The organism is Pseudomonas sp. SWI36 (assembly GCF_002948105.1).
GTDB lineage: Bacteria > Pseudomonadota > Gammaproteobacteria > Pseudomonadales > Pseudomonadaceae > Aquipseudomonas > Aquipseudomonas alloputida.
In genome coordinates, this window is sequence record NZ_CP026675.1 from 1,692,845 (window position 1) to 1,709,620 (window position 16,776).

Here is a 16,776-nt window from a genome sequence, read left to right on the forward strand (position 1 = left end):
CACACAGGCCCGGCCGTACCCGCTTTGTCATTGCCACTCCTGCCTAATAACCACAAACAAGGAGTTACTCATGCAAAGACGTACCCTGCTCAAGGCAGGCCTTGCCCTGGGTGCCTTAGGTAGCCTCCCCTTGGGGGCACACCGGGCATTCGCCGACCAACCGCTGACCTTCTATGGGCTCAAGTCCATGTCGGGCGCCTTCGCCAGCTACGGCAAGTACGCCGACATGGGCTCGCGCCTGGCCATCGCCGAGCACCCACAGTTGCTCGGCCACCCGCTCAAGTACAAAGTCATCGACACCGAAGGCAACGCCGGCAAGGCAGTGCGCAAGGTGCAGGAAGCCATCGGCCAGGATGGCGCACGCTTCTTCCAGGGGTGCACCCTGTCGTCTTCGGCACTGGCGGTGTCCAAGGAAATCCACAAAGCCGGCGGCGTGTTCATGACGCCTGTGGGCGCCGACGAAATCACCGGCAAGGACTGCAATGCCTCAACCTTCCGCTGGTCGGTGCCCACCTATGGTGCCATCCGCGAAACACTGGTGCCGATGAGCCGCCAGCTGCCCCAGGCCAAGCGCTGGTACACCATCACCCCGCAATATGTATTCGGCGATGCCCTGCTGGACAACGCCCGCAAAGTGTTCGCCGAGCTCGGCGTGGAACACATCGGCAACAGCTACCACTCGCTGCAGGAGCAGGAGTTCTCCGGCTACCTGACCAACGCCATCGCCGCCAAGCCCGACGTGCTGGTGTTGCTCAACTTCGGTAGCCAGGCCTCCAACGCCCTGCGCCAGGCGGTCAACTTCGGCATCAAGGACCGCATGAAAGTGCTGATGGTGTGGTCTGCCGGCCTCGACCAGTTCCAGGAGCTGGGCAGCGACGTGCTCGAAGGCGTGTACCTGGGTGCGCAGTACTGGCACCAGGTCGACACCCCGCTGAACAAACAGTTGGTCGCCGCCACCCGCAAGGCCTATGGCATCAACCCCAACTATCCGCTGGCCGCCGACTACATCGGCACCAAGGTGATGCTCGAAGCCATCGTCAAGGCCGGCAGCCTGGACGGGGCCGCCGTGTCTGCGGCATTGCAGGGCATGCGCTTCCAGGGCCCGACCGGCGAAGAACTGATCCGCCCGGGTGACCACCAGGTGCTCAAGGACTACTACCTGCTGCGCGGCAAGCCCCAGGGGCAGATGCGCGACGAGGACGACCTGGCCGAAGTCATCAGTTCGGGCCGCTCGTTCGTCGAGGTCGATCACACCGGTTGCGCCCTGGCCTGAAGCTGCGGCGTTAGTCACAAACACTTGTACAGGCAGCCGCCCGGCGCGCTGTCGAGGGCACGCTCATGCTCGATTTGTACCTGTTCCAACTGCTCAACGGCCTGGGCCTGGGGATGATCTACTTCCTCATCGCCGTAGGCCTGACGATCATTTTCGGCCTGCTCAACTTCGTCAACTTCGCCCACGGCGCGTTTTTCTTGCTGGGCGCCTACCTGTGCTACACCGCCGTGGCCGTCACCGGCAACTTCTGGCTGGCACTGCTGATTGCGCCACTGGTGGTGGCCGCGCTGGCCTGGGCGGTCGAGCGCCTGTTGATCAAACGCATCTACCACCTGCCGCACACCTTCCAGATCCTCGTCACCCTCGGCATCGCGCTGATAATCCAGGAAGCGTCGGTGCTGATCTGGGGCCCGGTGGGCAAGAACATTGCCGTGCCACCCGAACTGCGCGGGGTGCTGATACTCGGCGACTTCATCTACCCCTACTACCGCTTGTTCCTGATCGGCTTCGCAGCGCTGATCGGTATTGGCCTGTGGCTGCTGCTGGAACGCACCCGTTTCGGCGCACTGGTGCGGGCCGGTAGCGAAAGCACCGAAACCGTGTCGCTGTTGGGCACCAACATTTTCCGCCTGTTCTCCCTGACATTCGCCCTGGGCGTGGGCCTGGCAGGTGTGGCGGGTGTGCTGTTTGCGCCGCTACGGGGCGCCCAGCCCTTCGTCGGCCCGGAAATCCTCGGCATTGCCTTCGTGGTGGTGGTGATTGGCGGCATGGGGTCGTTCGGCGGGGCGCTGGTTGGCGGCCTGCTGGTGGGTGTGGTGCAAAGCATGATGACCAGTCTCTGGCCGCAAGGCGCCAGCCTGATGATCTACGGCGCCATGGCAGCAGTGATTCTGGTCCGTCCCTACGGCCTGTTCGGGAGAGCCTGAGATGAGCGAGAAAAACCCATTGCCAGTCGCCAAGGGCCGCGCCCCGGCGCTGCTGTCGCTGGTAGTTGCCAGCCTGGTGGCGCTGCCGCTGTTGCTGCCCTCGGCCACCCTGGCCACCGAGATCCTGATCTTTGCCATGGCCGCACTGGCCTGCAACCTGCTGCTCGGCTACACCGGACTGCTGTCGTTCGGCCAAAGCATCTTCTTTGGCGTGGGCGCCTATGGCGCAGCGCTGCTGATGATCCACCTGCAGTGGGGCATGTTCGCCGCGCTGCTTGGCGCAGCTGTGTTCGGCGCCCTCCTCGCGCTGCTGGTGGGCGCACTGGCGATCCGTCGCACGGGCATCTACTTCGTCATGCTGACCCTGGCCTTCAGCCAGATGGCCTACTTCCTGGCCTATACCCTCAGCGGCTGGACCGGCGGTGACAACGGCCTGCTTGATGTGCCACGGCCGAATATCGAAATCGCCGGCCATGTGCTGGTCGACCTGGCCGACCCACGGCACTTTTATGTGTTCGTCGCGGTGCTGTTCCTGTTGATCTTCGCCGCAGCCCTGCGGGTGATCCGTTCGCCATTCGGCAGCACCCTGCTGGCTATCCGCGAGAACGAGACCCGCGCCGCCGCCATCGGCTACGACACCCGCCATTTCAAGATACTTGTGTTCATGCTGTCGGGCGCCATCACCGGCATCGCCGGGGCGCTGTACGCCATGCTGCTGCACTTTGCGCCGCTGTCGAACATCGACCTGATGATGAGCGAGAACATCCTGATCATGACCATCGTCGGCGGCACCGGCTCACTGTTCGGCTCGCTGCTGGGGGCCGGCGCCATCGTGCTGCTGGGTGACGTGCTGTCGGAGCTTTGGCCACGCTGGCTGATGCTGCTGGGGGTGATCCTGATTCTGGTGGTGGTGTTCATGCGTGGCGGCCTGTGGGGCGGCCTGACCGAACTGGGCAAGCGCCTGCTGGCCACGCGCAATGCCGATGACAAACCCCAGGCCAAGACCAAGGAGACCCTGTGATGAGCGACTACCTCCTGGAAACCCGCCACCTGGAGCTGGCCTACGGGCCGTTCAAGGCGGTCGCGGGTGTTGACCTCAAAGTGCGAGCCGGCACCATCCACACCATCATCGGCCCCAACGGCGCCGGCAAGACCAGCCTGTTCCACTGCCTGACCGGCGAGCGTCAGGCCACGGCCGGCAAGATCCTGTTCAATGGCCAGGACATCATTCGCAAGCCGTCCCACGGGCGCGTGGCGCTTGGCATGGCGCGCTCGTTTCAGCTCACCAGCCTGTTCCAGAACCTTTCAGTGCGCGAGAACCTGCGCCTGGCCGCCCAGGGCCGTGATGGCCTGGGCGCGCTGAACTTCTGGCGCAGCGTCGAGCACAAGCGCAGCCACTGGAACACCGCCGACCAGGTGCTGGAGCGCCTGAAACTGAGCGCCCGTGCCGAAACCCTGGCGGGCGAGCTGTCGCACGGCCAGCAAAGGGTGCTGGAAGTGGGCATGTCGATCTGTGCCAAGCCCACCCTGCTGATGCTCGACGAACCCACTTCGGGCATGGGCATCGACGACATCCCGGTGATGACCGACCTGATCAGCGACCTTGGCCGCGACCATACCGTGCTACTGATCGAGCACAACATGAGCATTGTCATGTCGATCAGCCAGCGCATCACGGTGATGAGTCACGGCCAGATCCTGGTCGAGGGTACCCCTGAACAGGTGCGCAACGACGAGCGCGTACGCACCGCCTACCTTGGAGAGGCCGCCTGATGCTCAACGTCGATTCGATCCATTCCTACTACGACAAGAGCCATGTGCTCGAAGGTGTCTCGCTCAAGGTCGAGGCAGGCGAACTGGTAACGCTGCTGGGGCGCAACGGTGCAGGCAAGACCACCACCTTGCGCAGCATCCTTGGCATCGTCCGCCCACGGCAGGGGCAGATCAGCTTCAACGGCCAGCAACTGGTTGGCCGCGAAATTTTCGATATCGCCCGGCTCGGCATTGCTCTGGTGCCGGAACACCGCGGCATTTTCCGCCAGCTCAGCGTGGAGGAGAACCTGAAGATTGCCGTGCGCAAGGCCAGCCGGTGGCAGCTGGAGGACGTGTACAGCATGTTCCCGCGCCTGAAGGAGCGGCGCCGCAACGGTGGTTTCGCCCTGTCCGGTGGCGAGCAGCAAATGTTGGCTATCGCCCGCGCCCTGCTCAACGGCCCCAGGCTGCTGATCCTCGACGAGCCCACCGAAGGCCTGGCCCCGGTGATTGTCGACGAACTGGTGAAGATCCTGCGACGGATCAAGGACGAAGGGCTGTCGATCCTGCTGGTAGAGCAGAACCTGATGGTCTGCGATGCCCTTGCTGATCGCCACTATGTGCTGGAGCAGGGCCGCGTCGCTTACCAGGGCAGTGCGGCGCAGTTCCGCGAGGACCCGAGCATCAAGAACCGTTACCTGGCCCTTAGCGCCTGACCCGACCGTGCTTACCTGTACCGGCCCTTTCGCGGGTAAACCCGCGCCTACAAAGGTGTCACCACCCTCAGCCCTGCGAGGCCTTTGTAGGAGCGGGTTCACCCGCGAATAGGCCGGTACAAGCAACCCAGTAATTTCAGGAGAGATGAACCATGAACACCCGCATCGATCCCTCGCAGCACCTGCTCGGCCAAGGCCCTCTGATCAACCGCGAGCGCCTGTGGCAATCATTGATGGACCTGGCCCAACTCGGCGCCACCGCCAAGGGTGGCGTATGCCGCCTGGCCCTGACCGACCTCGACCGCCAGGCGCGCGACCTGTTCGTGCGGTGGTGCGAAGAAGCCGGCTGCACGGTCAGCGTCGACGCCATCGGCAATATCTTCGCACGCCGCCCCGGGCGCAACCCTGCCCTGCCGCCCATCATGACCGGCAGCCACATCGACACCCAACCCACCGGCGGCAAGTTCGATGGCTGCTACGGCGTCATGGCCGGCCTCGAAGTAATGCGCACGCTCAACGACCTGCACCTGACCACCGAAGCCCCGCTGGAAGTGGTGGTATGGACCAACGAAGAAGGTTCGCGCTTCCCGCCCTGCATGATGGGCTCGGGCGTGTTTGCCGGTAAGTTCGGCCTGCAGGAAACCCTGGAGAAGGTCGATGACCAAGGTCTGTCGGTCGGCGCTGAATTGCAGCGCATCGGCTACGCCGGCCCGCGCGTGCCTACCGGGCATGCCGTGGGCGCCTACTTCGAAGCACATATCGAGCAAGGCCCGGTGCTGGAAGACCAACGCACCACCATCGGCGTGGTCCAGGGCTGCCTGGGGCAAAAATGGTTCGACCTGACCCTTACCGGCGTCGAGGCGCATGCAGGCCCCACACCCATGCACCTGCGCAAGGACGCATTGGTCGGCGCAGCCGAGGTGGTGGCTGCGGTCAACCGCGTCGCTCACGCGCACCAGCCACATGCCTGCGGCACGGTCGGCTGCCTGACCTTGCACCCAGGCTCGCGCAACGTCATCCCCGGCCAGGTGCACATGACCATCGACCTGCGCCACCTCGACCCTGGGCACCTCGACGCCATGGTCAGCGAAGTGCGCGCAGCCATCGAAAACAGCACGGCGAAACATGGCCTGAGCTATCAGCTGACCCCGACAGCCGACTTCCCGCCGCTGTACTTCGCCAAGCAGTGCGTGGATGCCGTGCGCCAGGGGGCGCGTGCGCTGGGCCTGAGCCACATGGATATCGTCAGCGGCGCCGGTCACGATGCAATCTTCCTCGCCGAACTGGGCCCGGCCGGGATGATCTTCGTGCCATGCGAAGGCGGCATCAGCCACAACGAAATCGAAAATGCCGCGCCCCAGGACCTGGCCGATGGTTGCGACGTCCTGTTGCGCGCCATGTTCCAGGCCGCCAACCCGGGAGCCCGTTGAAATGACCCAGAAAACCGCGATTGGCGAACTCACCGCCGTCGAACTGCTCGAACTGTACCAGCGCCGCCAGTTGTCACCCGTCGAGGTGGTCGACGATGTGCTGGCGCGCATCGACCTGCATAACCCGGCGGTCAACGCCTTCTGCCATGTCGACGGCGAAGGTGCCCGCGCCGCCGCCCGTGCCAGCGAACAGCGCTGGCAGCGCGGCGAGCCCTGTGGCCGACTGGATGGCGTACCCGCCTCGATCAAGGACCTGACCCTGACCCGCGGCATGCCCACCCGCAAAGGCTCGCGTACAACCTCGGGTACCGGCCCGTGGGAAATCGATGCGCCCTTCAGCGCCTTCATGCGTGAAGCCGGTGCTGTGCTGGTGGGCAAGACCACCACGCCGGAGTTCGGCTGGAAAGGCGTGACCGACAACCCGCTGTACGGCATTACCCGCAACCCTTGGGATACCAGGCTGACTGCCGGTGGTTCGTCTGGTGGTGCTGCGGCAGCCGCCGCGCTGAACCTGGGGGTGCTGCATCAGGGCAGCGATGCCGGTGGTTCGATTCGCATCCCTTGCGCCTTCACCGGCACCTTCGGCATCAAACCGACCTTCGGCTATGTGCCGCAATGGCCGGCCAGCGCCATGACCGTGCTGTCGCACCTGGGGCCGATGACGCGTACCGTGGACGATTCGGTGCTGATGCTTGACTGCGTAGCGCGCCCCGATGCCCGCGACGGTTTGGCCGGCGCACCCCGGCAGGCGCCGTGGCTCAGCCAGCAGCAAGATCTGAGCGGCCTACGCATCGCCTACAGCGCCAACTTCGGTTACGTGCAGGTCGACCCACAGATCCAGGCACTGGTGGCGCAAGCGGTGCAGCGCCTGGCGCGGCTGGGTGCGCAGGTAGAGGAAGTGGACCCGGGCTTCAGCGACCCGCTGGAAACCTTCAACACCCTGTGGTTTGCCGGTGCGGCGCGGTTGGCAAGTGCCTTGAGCGATGAGCAGAAAGCGTTGCTTGACCCGGGGCTGCGCTGGATTGCCGAACAAGGTGCACAGATCAGCCTCGGCGAATACACCCAGGCGCTTGAGGCACGGGCAGAATTGATTGCGAAGATGAATGCCTTTCATCAGCGATATGACGTGCTGGTATCGCCGATGCTGCCGTTGGTGGCGTTCGAGGCCGGACACAACGTGCCGCCTGGGTCGGGGATGGCGCAATGGATGGAGTGGACGCCGTTCAGCTATCCGTTCAACCTGACCCAACAGCCGGCGGCCTCGGTACCCTGCGGGTTCACCCGCGAGGGGTTGCCGGTGGGCCTGCAGGTGGTGGCCGGGCGCTTTGCTGATGAGCAAGTGCTGCGGGTGTGCAAGGTGTATGAGCAGCATTATCCGAGCCGGCACCTGCAAGCACCGATTACTGGCTGAAATCTGTGTTGGCTTTTGCGGCCCTTTCGCGGGTAAACCCGCTCGCGTAGGAGCGGGTTTACCCGCGAAGAGGTCCTCAGCCCAAACGCCCTTCTGGCGCATACGGCGCCGGGTCGATAATCGGCTCGGCCCCTGTCAGCAAATCGGTAAACAGCTGGCACGAAGCCGGCGCTAGCACCAGCCCATTGCGATAATGCCCGCAGTTCAGCCACAACCCTTCATGCCCTGGCACAGGCCCAATGTAAGGAATGCCTTCTGGCGACCCCGGCCGCAGTCCCGCCCAGTGCGCCACCACTGTCGCGCCTTCAAGCTCTGGCAACAACTCCACCGCCGATGCTTTCAGGCTTTCCAGCGCATCCCCGGTCGGGGTCTTGTCATACCCGGCGTGTTCCAGCGTGCTCCCTACCAGAATGTGCCCGTCACGTCGCGGGATTGCATAGCGCCCCTTGGCCAGCACCATGCTCGGCAAGAAGTCTTCAGCGCACTTGAACAGGATCATCTGGCCCTTCACGGGCTCCACCGGCAGTTCAAGGCCAAGGGTACGCAACAGGTCACCACTCCAGGCGCCTGCGCTGAGCACAACCTCATCCGCCGCCAGTACCCCATCTGCCGTCTGTACACCGGTCACGCGCCCCTTTTCCTGCACGAAGCCGGTGATCTGGCAGTGTTCGCGCAAGCTCACGTTCGGCAGCGCCAGCAACGCTGCTTTCAGCGACTTGACCAAGCGTGGGTTGCGCACATTGGCCACGCCAGCCATGTAGATGGCGTGCTTGAAGCCCGGGCCCAGCACCGGCACCGCATCGTAGGCCGCCGAAATATCCACGGCACTGAGCGGCCGCTGCTCGCGCGCGGCCCAGGCCAACGCTTCGGCCTCGTCGTCCAGGTCGAGCCAGTACAGCCCGGTGGTGTGAACTTCCGGGTCGACGCCGGTGCTGGCGAACAGACGCTCGCCCAGCTGGGGATAAAAGTCCTGCGACCAATGCGCCAGAGCGGTCACGGCGGGGCTGTAGCGCCACGGGTACAACGGCGAGACAATGCCTCCGCCAGCCCAGGACGACTCTCGGCCAACCTCGCCCTGATCGCACACCACCACCTGGCCGACCTTGGCTGCCAGGTTGAATGCCGTCAGCAGGCCGATCACCCCGCCGCCAACCACCACTACTTGCTTGCTCATCTGTCGATCCAACACCTGAAGTAAAACCGCGATGCACCGGGCATCATTGAACCTTCAACTTCCCCAACAGTGCGTGCTGTGCTCAACGGCGCCCGGATTGTGCTGCACGCCAGCCTGGTCGAGCTGGAAATCGCCACAGCCATCCTGTGCCATCAGCCCATGCGGTAGCCGCCGGGCGCGCAGCGTGAAGGTGTCACTGTCGCGCTGGGCCTGAAGGCTGTAGTAGCGGGTACCTTCGGGCAAGACCAGGTCGCCCTCGGCGTATTGGCCAGTGCGCACGCGGTGGCGCTCCAGGCGCAGGGCAGCATCATGCAGCAGGCCAACCACTTCGCTGCGCGCGGCTCGCCGAAGCTGGTCGCTGTAACTGGGGTAGGCAATGGCTGCCAGAATGCCGGTCACGGCCAGCACAATCAACAACTCGATCAGGCTCAAGCCTTGCTGCATGTCAGTCTCCTCGCAATCTTTGCCGCCAGGTGATGCGTTGGGTTTGATTGCCGGCCACGGCGTAGACCGCTTCCAGCACATGCCGTGAGCGGCTTTGCTTGCTGACGGCGGTAATCCGGAACAGGCTAACCGGCTGCCCTTCGGGCATGTGCGCGGCACGTTCGCTGACACCCAGGTTCTGCAGCTGGAAAAAGCCGGTCTGGGTACCTTGCCACTGCCCAACCAGATCGTGCGGCCTGGGCGGTGGCAGGCACGCGTTACAAACGTCAGGGGGCGCCCGTTCAAGTTCGCGTACCCCGGCCAGCAAAGTGGCCTCAGCCTCTTCCAGCGCCATCAGGCCATCGCTCAGGTTGCCGGTCATTCGCGTTTCCACCAGCGCGTCGCGCAGGGCAGATGTGGCAAGCAGGCCCAGCAGGACGCTGAGCACCAACGCCAACAACAGGACAACACCCCGCTGTCGGTTCATGAATCCGGAACCGGGTTGCGCAATGCCACGCTCAGCGCATGGTGCTGCTCAAGCTGCAAGGTCGGCTCATACAATGTCAGCTGAAGATCGATCCGCTCTCCAGCCACCTGAACCACACGCAGTTCGCGCACGTAATCGACCAAGGGCTGATTGCGGCCGCGCCGCTCGAAGTAAAGCGTACTTCCAACGTGAACATAGCGATGCCGGCTGAAAGGCAAAGCCATAAGCTTGTCAGTCCCTTGCGCGCGCTCCTTGTGTACCTCCACCGTGTCGATACAGTTTGTCAGCAAGGTCCAGTCGGGGTCGCCGGCATATCCTGGTAACTCAGCGACAACCAGGCTCAAACTTGACGGGCCGTTCGCCAAGGGCCGGGCAAAGGCCTGCTCCGCGCCTGGGATCAGAAAGTCGTCTGGGCCCAGGCGCAGGCAACCGAACATCCCGGCCATGCGGATATCCTGCGCCATGCGCAGCAACGCAAGCCGCGCAGAATCCTGCATGCGCACTGCCGTACTTTGCAGGCGCCAAGTCTGGTGCGCAGAGACAAAAAGCTGACTGGCCGCCGCCAGCAGCATCAATCCGATCGCCAGCGCCACCACCATCTCAAGCAACCCAAACCCTGTATGGCAGCGCCTCATCGCCGCCTGCGCTCATGTTCGCTGTGCAGCGCCATCGCCGCCTGTCCATCCCGGCGCGCGCTGTCCGCAGCCTGCAATGCCTGCAACTGCATAGCAGCCGTTGCGAACAGGCCTGCGGCCACGACCACAACCGCCAACAGCACTTCCAGAAGCGTCATGCCCCCTTGCCTTGCATGCATCCCTGCGCCTCCTGCGACTTTTCCCGTCATTGCTTTCAACTTGGGCGACTGGACCTCTTTTCCAACCGCCAGGAAGCTATAGCCAAGCACGTCCAGGGAGGAATGCACGGTGAAGCAACGCGGCGTAACACTGATACAAATGTTGTCGGCCTTGGCCGTGGCGGTCTTGCTGACCCAACTGGGCATGCCGGCCTACGCCCGAATGAGCGATGACCTGCACCGGGCGGCGGCTGCCCGTGATCTGGCGCAGGCGCTGCGCAGTGCACGCAGCCATGCGCTGTTGCAGGGTCAGCCGGTGCTGGTGCTGGCGCTGGACGGTAATTGGGGGAATGGGTGGCGGGTAGTGCTGGAGCATAACCGGCAGGTGCTGCGCGAACAGCGCCTTTCAAAGCCGCTGAAAATAACCAGCAATCGCGGTGAGCAGTTCAAATTCAGTGCGCTGGGCGTGCCCATGACGTCGGGCAACAGCTGGTTGGGCGCAAAACTGGAAATGTGCGAACGCGCCGCTGCTCGCAGCCGATATCAGGTGGTGCTGGCATCAAGCGGCAGAGTCAGGTTGCTTACGGAGGACCTGAGCAATGACCGCTGCTAGCGCGGTCATTGCAGGAGCGGTCTTGTGTCGCGCAAGGGCTGCAAAGCAGCCCCTGCATTGGCGGCGGTGCTGCCCGTCAGATCAGCGAGCGAACCCGCAGCTCTTTGGGCATTGAAAAGGTGATGTTCTCTTCGCGCCCGTCCAGCTCTTCAGCGCCAGTGGCGCCCCAGGCCTTGAGCTGTTTTATCACGCCACGCACCAGCACTTCGGGCGCAGAAGCACCGGCGGTGATGCCGATGCGCGCGGCCTGGTCAAACCAGCCGCGTTGCATGTCCTCGGCACCGTCGATCAGGTAGGCCGGGGTGCCCATGCGCTCAGCCAGCTCACGCAAACGGTTGGAGTTGGAACTGTTCGGGCTGCCGACCACCAGCACCACGTCGCTCTCGCCGGCCAGTTGCTTGACGGCATCCTGGCGGTTCTGGGTGGCGTAGCAGATGTCGTCCTTGCGCGGGCCGCCGATGTTCGGGAAGCGCGCACGCAGCGCATCGATGACGCGGCTGGTGTCGTCCATCGACAGTGTTGTCTGGGTGACGAAAGCCAGGTGGTCCGGGTCGCGCACCTGCAGGTTGGCCACATCTTCCTCGTCTTCGACAAGGTAGATGGCGCCGCCGTTGCTGGCATCGTACTGGCCCATGGTGCCTTCGACTTCCGGGTGCCCTTCGTGGCCGATGAGAATGCACTCACGGCCATCGCGGCTGTACTTGGCCACTTCGATGTGAACCTTGGTCACCAGCGGGCAAGTGGCATCGAACACTTTCAGGCCACGGCCAGCAGCTTCCTGGCGCACGGCCTGGGAAACACCGTGGGCACTGAAGATGACGATGACATCGTCCGGCACCTGGTCCAGCTCTTCGACAAAGATGGCGCCGCGGTTACGCAAGTCTTCCACCACGAACTTGTTGTGCACCACTTCGTGGCGCACATAGATCGGCGGGCCGAAGACTTCCAGCGCGCGGTTGACGATCTCGATCGCCCGGTCGACCCCGGCGCAGAAGCCGCGAGGGTTGGCGAGTTTGATTTGCATGCTCGGCTCCAGGCTTACAGGGCCTTCACCTCGAGGATCTCCACCTCGAAGGTCAGGGTCTTGCCAGCCAGTGGGTGATTGAAGTCGATGGTGACCTGGTCGTCATCGAACGCTTTGACCACACCCGGCAGCTCGGTGTTGGCGGCGTCGTTGAAGATGATCAGCAGCCCTTCGGACAACTCCATGCCTTCGAAGTTGGACCTCGGCATGACCTGCACGTTCTGCGGGTTAGGCTGGCCGAAGGCGTTCTCCGGGGCCACTGCCACGGTGCGCTTGTCACCGGCCTTGAAGCCGAACAGGGCGTTTTCAAAACCCGGCAGCAGGTTGCCATCACCCACTTTGAAAGTAGCCGGGGCCTTATCGAACGTGCTGTCGACGGTGTCGCCGTTTTCCAGGTGCAGCGCGAAGTGCAGGGTGACTTCGGTGTTCTGGCCGATACGGGTGTCAGTCATGGACCGGATCCTCGGACTTCTTGCTCTTGAACATATCCAGCGCCAGCATCACCGCACCAACGGTGATGGCGCTGTCGGCCACGTTGAAGGCCGGGAAGTAATGGCGGTTCTGCCAGTGCACCAGGATGAAGTCGACTACGTGGCCCAGCACGATGCGGTCGTACAGGTTGCCAATCGCCCCACCCAGCACCAGCGCCAGCGCCACGGCCAGCCAGGTCTCGTTGCGCCCCAGGCGCTTGAGCCAGACGACCAGTACCGCGCTGACCACCACGGCGATCAGGGCGAACAACCAGCGCTGCCAACCCGCTCCGTCAGCCAGGAAGCTGAACGCGGCACCGGTGTTGTAGGCCAGGGTCCAGCTGAAGTAGTCAGGAATGACCACGATCTGCTGGTACATGGTCAGGGCGTTGTTGAAGTACAGCTTGGTGGCCTGGTCGATGACCAGGACCAGCAAGCTCAGCCACAGCCATGCAAGGCGCCCGAAGCGCCCCGCTGCAGGGTTAGGCATAGTGGCGCACCTCACCCGAGCCGGTCAGGTTGTCGACGCAACGGCCGCAGATTTCCGGGTGCTCCGGATGGCTGCCGACGTCGGCGCGGAAGTGCCAGCAACGGCCGCACTTGGTGTGGCCGGACTTGACCACTTGCAGCTTGAGGCCTTCGACTTCGGTGGCTACCGCTTCGGCCGGCGCCTGTGCGAACGGCACCACGCTGGCGGCCGAGGTGATCAGCACGAAGCGCAACTCGTCGCCCAGCTTGCCCAGGTCGGCACTCAGGCCTTCGTCGGCGTACAGGGTCACTTCGGCTTGCAGGTTGCCGCCGATGACCTTGGCAGTGCGCTGGTTTTCCAGCTCCTTGTTGACCGATGCCTTCACTGCCATCACGCGGTCCCAGTAGGCGCGGTCCAACTCGGTGCCTTCCGGCAGCTCGCTCAGGCCTTGGTACCAGCCGTTGAGCATTACCGACTCGTTGCGCTCGCCCGGCAGGTACTGCCAGATTTCGTCGGCGGTGAATGCCAGGATCGGCGCGATCCAGCGCACCAGCGCCTCGCTGATGTGGTACAGCGCAGTCTGGCAGGAACGGCGGGCGACACTGTTGGCGCCGGTGGTGTACTGGCGGTCCTTGATGATGTCGAGGTAGAAGCCGCCCAGCTCCTGTACGCAGAAGTTGTGCACCTTGGAGTAGACGTTCCAGAAACGGTACTCGCTGTAGTGCTCTTCCAGTTCGCGTTGCAGCAGCAGGGTACGGTCCACGGCCCAGCGGTCCAGCGCCAGCATGTCTTCCGGGGCCAGCAGGTCGCGGGCCGGGTCGAAGCCGGACAGGTTGGACAGCAGGAAGCGGGCGGTATTGCGGATACGCCGATAGGCGTCGGCACTGCGCTGCAGGATCTGCTCGGAAACGGCCATTTCACCGGAATAGTCGGTGGCCGAAACCCACAGGCGCAGGATATCGGCACCCAGGGTGTTGTTGACCTTCTCCGGCTCGATGGTGTTGCCCAGCGACTTGGACATCTTGCGGCCGTTCTCGTCCACGGTGAAACCGTGGGTCAACAGCTCGCGGTATGGCGCATGGTTATCGATGGCGCAACCGGTCAGCAAGGACGAGTGGAACCAGCCGCGGTGCTGGTCGGAACCTTCCAGGTACAGGTCAGCGCGCGGGCCGGTGGCGTGGCCGATGTCGTGCGAGCCACGCAGTACGTGCCAGTGAGTGGTGCCCGAGTCGAACCACACGTCGAGGGTGTCGGCGATCTTGTCGTACTGGTCGGCTTCAGCGCCCAGCAGTTCAGCGGCGTCCAGCTTGAACCAGGCCTCGATGCCTTGCTGCTCGACACGCTTGGCCACTTCTTCCATCAGTTCGACAGTGCGCGGATGCAGCTCGCCGGTCTGCTTGTGCAGGAAGAACGGGATCGGCACACCCCAGTTGCGCTGACGCGAGATGCACCAGTCCGGGCGGTTGGCGATCATCGCGTGCAGGCGCGCCTGGCCCCAGGCCGGGACGAACTTGGTGTCTTCGATGGCTTTCAGCGCACGCTCACGCAGCGGCTCGCCGGTGCTCGGCTGCTTGTCCATGCCCACGAACCACTGCGCGGTGGCGCGGTAGATCAGCGGGGTCTTGTGGCGCCAGCAGTGCATGTAGCTGTGGCTGATGGTTTCGGTGTGCATCAGCGCACCGACTTCGCTCAGCTTCTCGACGATGGCCGGGTTGGCCTTCCAGATGAACTGGCCGCCGAAGAATGGCAGCGAGTCGACATACACGCCGTTGCTCTGCACCGGGGTAAGGATGTCGTCGTTGACCATGCCGTAGCGCTTGCAGGTGACGAAGTCGTCTTCACCGTAGGCTGGCGAGGAATGCACCACGCCGGTACCGGCGCCCAGCTCGACGTAGTCGGCCAGGTAGATTGGCGACAGGCGATTGTAGAACGGATGGCGGAAGTTGATCAGCTCCAGCGCCGAACCTTGGGCGGTGGCAACGACCGAACCTTCCAGGTTGTAGCGCTTCAGGCACGACTCGACCAGCTCTTCAGCCAGCACCAGCAGGCGTTCGCCGGTGTCGACCAGGGCGTACTTGAATTCCGGGTGGATATTCAGGGCCTGGTTGGCCGGGATGGTCCACGGGGTGGTGGTCCAGATCACGATGGCGGCCGGCTTGGCCAGCGAGGCCAGGCCGAAGGCGGCGGCCAGCTTGGCTTCATCGGCAACCGGGAAGGCCACGTCGATGGTCTGCGACTTCTTGTCGGCGTACTCGACTTCCGCTTCAGCCAGCGCCGAACCGCAATCAAAGCACCAGTTCACCGGCTTCAGGCCCTTGAACACGAAGCCTTGCTTGACCATCTCGGCCAGGGCGCGGATTTCACCGGCCTCGTTGGCGAAGTTCATGGTCTTGTATGGGTTGTCCCAGTCACCCAGCACGCCCAGGCGGATGAACTCGGTCTTCTGCCCTTCGATCTGCTCGGCAGCGTACTCGCGGCACAGCTCGCGGGTACGGTCGGCGGAAAGGTGCTTGCCGTGGGTAACCTCGACCTTGTGCTCGATCGGCAGGCCGTGGCAGTCCCAACCTGGCACGTACGGCGCATCGAAGCCGGCCAGGGTCTTGGAACGGACGATCATGTCCTTGAGGATCTTGTTCAGCGCATGACCGATGTGAATCTTGCCGTTGGCATAGGGCGGGCCGTCGTGCAGGACGAACTTGGGACGATCCTTGCCAATTTCGCGCAGCTTCTGGTACAGGCCAATGCTGTCCCAGCGCTGCAGGATCTGCGGTTCGCGCTGAGGCAGGCCGGCCTTCATGGGGAAGGCGGTGTCCGGAAGGTTAAGCGTGGCTTTGTAGTCGGTCATTTCAGGCTCTTCGTTAGCGGTTGAGCGTGCCAATGTGCACGTGCGGCGGCGATATCCGCATCGATCGCCGACTTCAGCGCCTCCAGGGAGGCGAATCGCTGCTCTTCACGCAGCTTGTGGTGGAACTCCACCGTCAGGCGCCGGCCGTAAAGATCGCCGGCAAAGTCCAGAAGATGAATCTCCAGGTGCGGGCGCCCATCACCGGCAACGGTGGGGCGCACGCCGATATTGCCGACACCCGGCCAAGCTTTGCCGTCGATCACGATGCTGGCCAGGTATACCCCGGACAGCGGCACGCGGCGGCGCTTGAGCTGGATGTTGGCGGTTGGTGTGCCGAGCTGGCGGGCCAGCTTCTGGCCGTGCAGCACGCGGCCTGTAATGCGGTACGGGCGGCCCAGCAGGTGTTCGGCCAGTTCGAAGTCGCCCTCGGACAAGGCCTTGCGCACTTCGGTGCTGCTGACCCGCAGGCCATCCTGGATGACCGTGTTGGCGGCCTCGACGGTAAAGCCGTACGCGTTGCCGGCCTCGACCAGGAAAGCGAAGTCGCCAGCGCGGTCGCAGCCGAAGCGGAAGTCATCGCCCACTTCGAGATGACGCACGCCCAGGCCGTCGACCAGGATGGCCTTGACGAAGGCATCGGCACTGAGCTTGCTCAGACGCTGGTTGAACGCCAGGCACAGCACCCGGTCGATGCCTTCGGTCGCCAGCAGCTCGATCTTGTCGCGCAGCCGGGCCAGACGTGCCGGCGCGGTATCGGGTGCGAAGTACTCGCGTGGTTGCGGTTCGAAGATCACCACGCAGGTCGGCAGGCCCAAGGCCTGACCGCGCTCGCGCAGGCGCGCCAGGATTGCCTGGTGGCCGCGGTGAACCCCGTCGAAGTTGCCAATGGTGGCGACACAGCCCCGGTGCTCGGGGCGCAGGTTGTGAAGACCTCGAACCAGCTGCATAACGCGCTTCTTGCTCATAAAGT

General features: G+C 63.9%; 18 protein-coding genes. 8 read left to right on the forward strand and 10 right to left on the reverse strand.

Annotated features, from left to right (window positions below; genetic code table 11):
• Window positions 1-70: 70 nt before the first annotated feature.
• The 7 genes from C4Q27_RS08280 to C4Q27_RS08310 all read left to right on the forward strand — a co-directional run bounded on the left by C4Q27_RS08280 (window position 71) and on the right by C4Q27_RS08310 (window position 7,508).
• Window positions 71-1,273: an ABC transporter substrate-binding protein gene (locus tag C4Q27_RS08280; protein ID WP_003247562.1), complete on the forward strand. Its 1,203-nt coding sequence runs from the start codon at window positions 71-73 to the stop codon at window positions 1,271-1,273.
• A gap of 65 nt (window positions 1,274-1,338) precedes the next feature.
• Window positions 1,339-2,199 carry a branched-chain amino acid ABC transporter permease gene (locus C4Q27_RS08285; protein WP_003247565.1) on the forward strand — a complete coding sequence of 287 codons (861 nt, stop codon included), beginning with the start codon at window positions 1,339-1,341 and terminating at the stop codon, window positions 2,197-2,199.
• A 1-nt stretch (window position 2,200) separates the two neighbouring features.
• A complete protein-coding gene (locus C4Q27_RS08290) occupies window positions 2,201-3,220 on the forward strand; it encodes a branched-chain amino acid ABC transporter permease (protein WP_104886730.1) in 1,020 nt (339 codons plus the stop codon).
• Entirely contained in the window at window positions 3,220-3,972 is a 753-nt protein-coding gene (locus C4Q27_RS08295) for an ABC transporter ATP-binding protein (RefSeq protein ID WP_010951882.1), read from the forward strand. The genes C4Q27_RS08290 and C4Q27_RS08295 overlap by 1 nt, the downstream gene beginning before the upstream one ends.
• Window positions 3,972-4,667 carry an ABC transporter ATP-binding protein gene (locus C4Q27_RS08300; protein ID WP_020192256.1) on the forward strand — a complete coding sequence of 232 codons (696 nt, stop codon included), beginning with the start codon at window positions 3,972-3,974 and terminating at the stop codon, window positions 4,665-4,667. The genes C4Q27_RS08295 and C4Q27_RS08300 overlap by 1 nt, the downstream gene beginning before the upstream one ends.
• A gap of 152 nt (window positions 4,668-4,819) precedes the next feature.
• Entirely contained in the window at window positions 4,820-6,097 is a 1,278-nt protein-coding gene (locus tag C4Q27_RS08305; protein WP_104886731.1) for a Zn-dependent hydrolase, read from the forward strand.
• Between the two features lies 1 nt (window position 6,098).
• Entirely contained in the window at window positions 6,099-7,508 is a 1,410-nt protein-coding gene (locus C4Q27_RS08310) for an amidase (protein ID WP_104886732.1), read from the forward strand.
• Between the two features lie 76 nt (window positions 7,509-7,584).
• Here the strand turns inward: C4Q27_RS08310 and thiO are convergent, their stop codons facing one another.
• The 5 genes from thiO to C4Q27_RS08335 are packed head-to-tail and all read right to left on the reverse strand — an operon-like array spanning window position 7,585 to window position 10,406.
• On the reverse strand, window positions 7,585-8,682 hold the full coding sequence (gene thiO, locus C4Q27_RS08315) for a glycine oxidase ThiO (RefSeq protein ID WP_020192259.1): 1,098 nt from the start codon (window positions 8,680-8,682) through the stop codon (window positions 7,585-7,587).
• A gap of 54 nt (window positions 8,683-8,736) precedes the next feature.
• Window positions 8,737-9,126, reverse strand: coding sequence for a type IV pilin protein (locus C4Q27_RS08320; RefSeq protein WP_010951877.1), 390 nt, complete (start codon window positions 9,124-9,126; stop codon window positions 8,737-8,739).
• 1 nt (window position 9,127) lies between these two features.
• Entirely contained in the window at window positions 9,128-9,592 is a 465-nt protein-coding gene (locus C4Q27_RS08325) for a hypothetical protein (RefSeq protein ID WP_104886733.1), read from the reverse strand.
• Window positions 9,589-10,227 carry a PilW family protein gene (locus tag C4Q27_RS08330; protein WP_020192261.1) on the reverse strand — a complete coding sequence of 213 codons (639 nt, stop codon included), beginning with the start codon at window positions 10,225-10,227 and terminating at the stop codon, window positions 9,589-9,591. Before C4Q27_RS08330 ends, C4Q27_RS08325 begins: the two co-directional genes overlap by 4 nt.
• The gene (locus C4Q27_RS08335) at window positions 10,224-10,406 is read right to left on the reverse strand and encodes a prepilin-type N-terminal cleavage/methylation domain-containing protein (protein ID WP_020192262.1); all 183 of its coding nucleotides are present in this window, start codon (window positions 10,404-10,406) and stop codon (window positions 10,224-10,226) included. The genes C4Q27_RS08330 and C4Q27_RS08335 overlap by 4 nt, the downstream gene beginning before the upstream one ends.
• Before the next feature lie 109 nt (window positions 10,407-10,515).
• On the opposite strand from C4Q27_RS08335, the gene C4Q27_RS08340 reads away from it, so the two are divergent.
• Window positions 10,516-10,998, forward strand: coding sequence for a GspH/FimT family protein (locus C4Q27_RS08340; RefSeq protein ID WP_010951873.1), 483 nt, complete (start codon window positions 10,516-10,518; stop codon window positions 10,996-10,998).
• A gap of 76 nt (window positions 10,999-11,074) precedes the next feature.
• Here the strand turns inward: C4Q27_RS08340 and ispH are convergent, their stop codons facing one another.
• Genes ispH through ribF form a run of 5 tightly spaced genes read right to left on the reverse strand, consistent with a single transcriptional unit; the run spans window position 11,075 to window position 16,753 of the window.
• Complete coding sequence (ispH, locus tag C4Q27_RS08345; RefSeq protein WP_064491425.1) at window positions 11,075-12,022, reverse strand: 4-hydroxy-3-methylbut-2-enyl diphosphate reductase; 948 nt, start codon at window positions 12,020-12,022, stop codon at window positions 11,075-11,077.
• A gap of 14 nt (window positions 12,023-12,036) precedes the next feature.
• Window positions 12,037-12,474: an FKBP-type peptidyl-prolyl cis-trans isomerase gene (gene fkpB / locus C4Q27_RS08350; protein WP_010951871.1), complete on the reverse strand. Its 438-nt coding sequence runs from the start codon at window positions 12,472-12,474 to the stop codon at window positions 12,037-12,039.
• On the reverse strand, window positions 12,467-12,982 hold the full coding sequence (gene lspA, locus C4Q27_RS08355; protein ID WP_003247609.1) for a signal peptidase II: 516 nt from the start codon (window positions 12,980-12,982) through the stop codon (window positions 12,467-12,469). The genes fkpB and lspA overlap by 8 nt, the downstream gene beginning before the upstream one ends.
• Window positions 12,975-15,806, reverse strand: a complete 2,832-nt coding sequence (gene ileS, locus C4Q27_RS08360) for an isoleucine--tRNA ligase (RefSeq protein ID WP_104886734.1) — start codon at window positions 15,804-15,806, stop codon at window positions 12,975-12,977. Before ileS ends, lspA begins: the two co-directional genes overlap by 8 nt.
• Complete coding sequence (gene ribF / locus C4Q27_RS08365) at window positions 15,803-16,753, reverse strand: bifunctional riboflavin kinase/FAD synthetase (protein WP_010951868.1); 951 nt, start codon at window positions 16,751-16,753, stop codon at window positions 15,803-15,805. Before ribF ends, ileS begins: the two co-directional genes overlap by 4 nt.
• Window positions 16,754-16,776: the final 23 nt, after the last annotated feature.

Excerpts from the sequence above, each read along its gene's own strand:
- C4Q27_RS08280 (WP_003247562.1), top strand. The coding sequence starts at position 71 with ATGCAAAGACGTACCCTGCTCAAGGCAGGCCTTGCCCTGGGTGCCTTA.
- C4Q27_RS08285 (WP_003247565.1), top strand. The coding sequence starts at position 1,339 with ATGCTCGATTTGTACCTGTTCCAACTGCTCAACGGCCTGGGCCTGGGG.
- C4Q27_RS08290 (WP_104886730.1), top strand. The coding sequence starts at position 2,201 with ATGAGCGAGAAAAACCCATTGCCAGTCGCCAAGGGCCGCGCCCCGGCG.
- C4Q27_RS08295 (WP_010951882.1), top strand. The coding sequence starts at position 3,220 with ATGAGCGACTACCTCCTGGAAACCCGCCACCTGGAGCTGGCCTACGGG.
- C4Q27_RS08300 (WP_020192256.1), top strand. The coding sequence starts at position 3,972 with ATGCTCAACGTCGATTCGATCCATTCCTACTACGACAAGAGCCATGTG.
- C4Q27_RS08305 (WP_104886731.1), top strand. The coding sequence starts at position 4,820 with ATGAACACCCGCATCGATCCCTCGCAGCACCTGCTCGGCCAAGGCCCT.
- C4Q27_RS08310 (WP_104886732.1), top strand. The coding sequence starts at position 6,099 with ATGACCCAGAAAACCGCGATTGGCGAACTCACCGCCGTCGAACTGCTC.
- thiO (WP_020192259.1), bottom strand. The coding sequence starts at position 8,682 with ATGAGCAAGCAAGTAGTGGTGGTTGGCGGCGGGGTGATCGGCCTGCTG.
- C4Q27_RS08320 (WP_010951877.1), bottom strand. The coding sequence starts at position 9,126 with ATGCAGCAAGGCTTGAGCCTGATCGAGTTGTTGATTGTGCTGGCCGTG.
- C4Q27_RS08325 (WP_104886733.1), bottom strand. The coding sequence starts at position 9,592 with ATGAACCGACAGCGGGGTGTTGTCCTGTTGTTGGCGTTGGTGCTCAGC.
- C4Q27_RS08330 (WP_020192261.1), bottom strand. The coding sequence starts at position 10,227 with ATGAGGCGCTGCCATACAGGGTTTGGGTTGCTTGAGATGGTGGTGGCG.
- C4Q27_RS08335 (WP_020192262.1), bottom strand. The coding sequence starts at position 10,406 with ATGCATGCAAGGCAAGGGGGCATGACGCTTCTGGAAGTGCTGTTGGCG.
- ispH (WP_064491425.1), bottom strand. The coding sequence starts at position 12,022 with ATGCAAATCAAACTCGCCAACCCTCGCGGCTTCTGCGCCGGGGTCGAC.
- fkpB (WP_010951871.1), bottom strand. The coding sequence starts at position 12,474 with ATGACTGACACCCGTATCGGCCAGAACACCGAAGTCACCCTGCACTTC.
- lspA (WP_003247609.1), bottom strand. The coding sequence starts at position 12,982 with ATGCCTAACCCTGCAGCGGGGCGCTTCGGGCGCCTTGCATGGCTGTGG.
- ileS (WP_104886734.1), bottom strand. The coding sequence starts at position 15,806 with ATGACCGACTACAAAGCCACGCTTAACCTTCCGGACACCGCCTTCCCC.
- ribF (WP_010951868.1), bottom strand. The coding sequence starts at position 16,753 with ATGCAGCTGGTTCGAGGTCTTCACAACCTGCGCCCCGAGCACCGGGGC.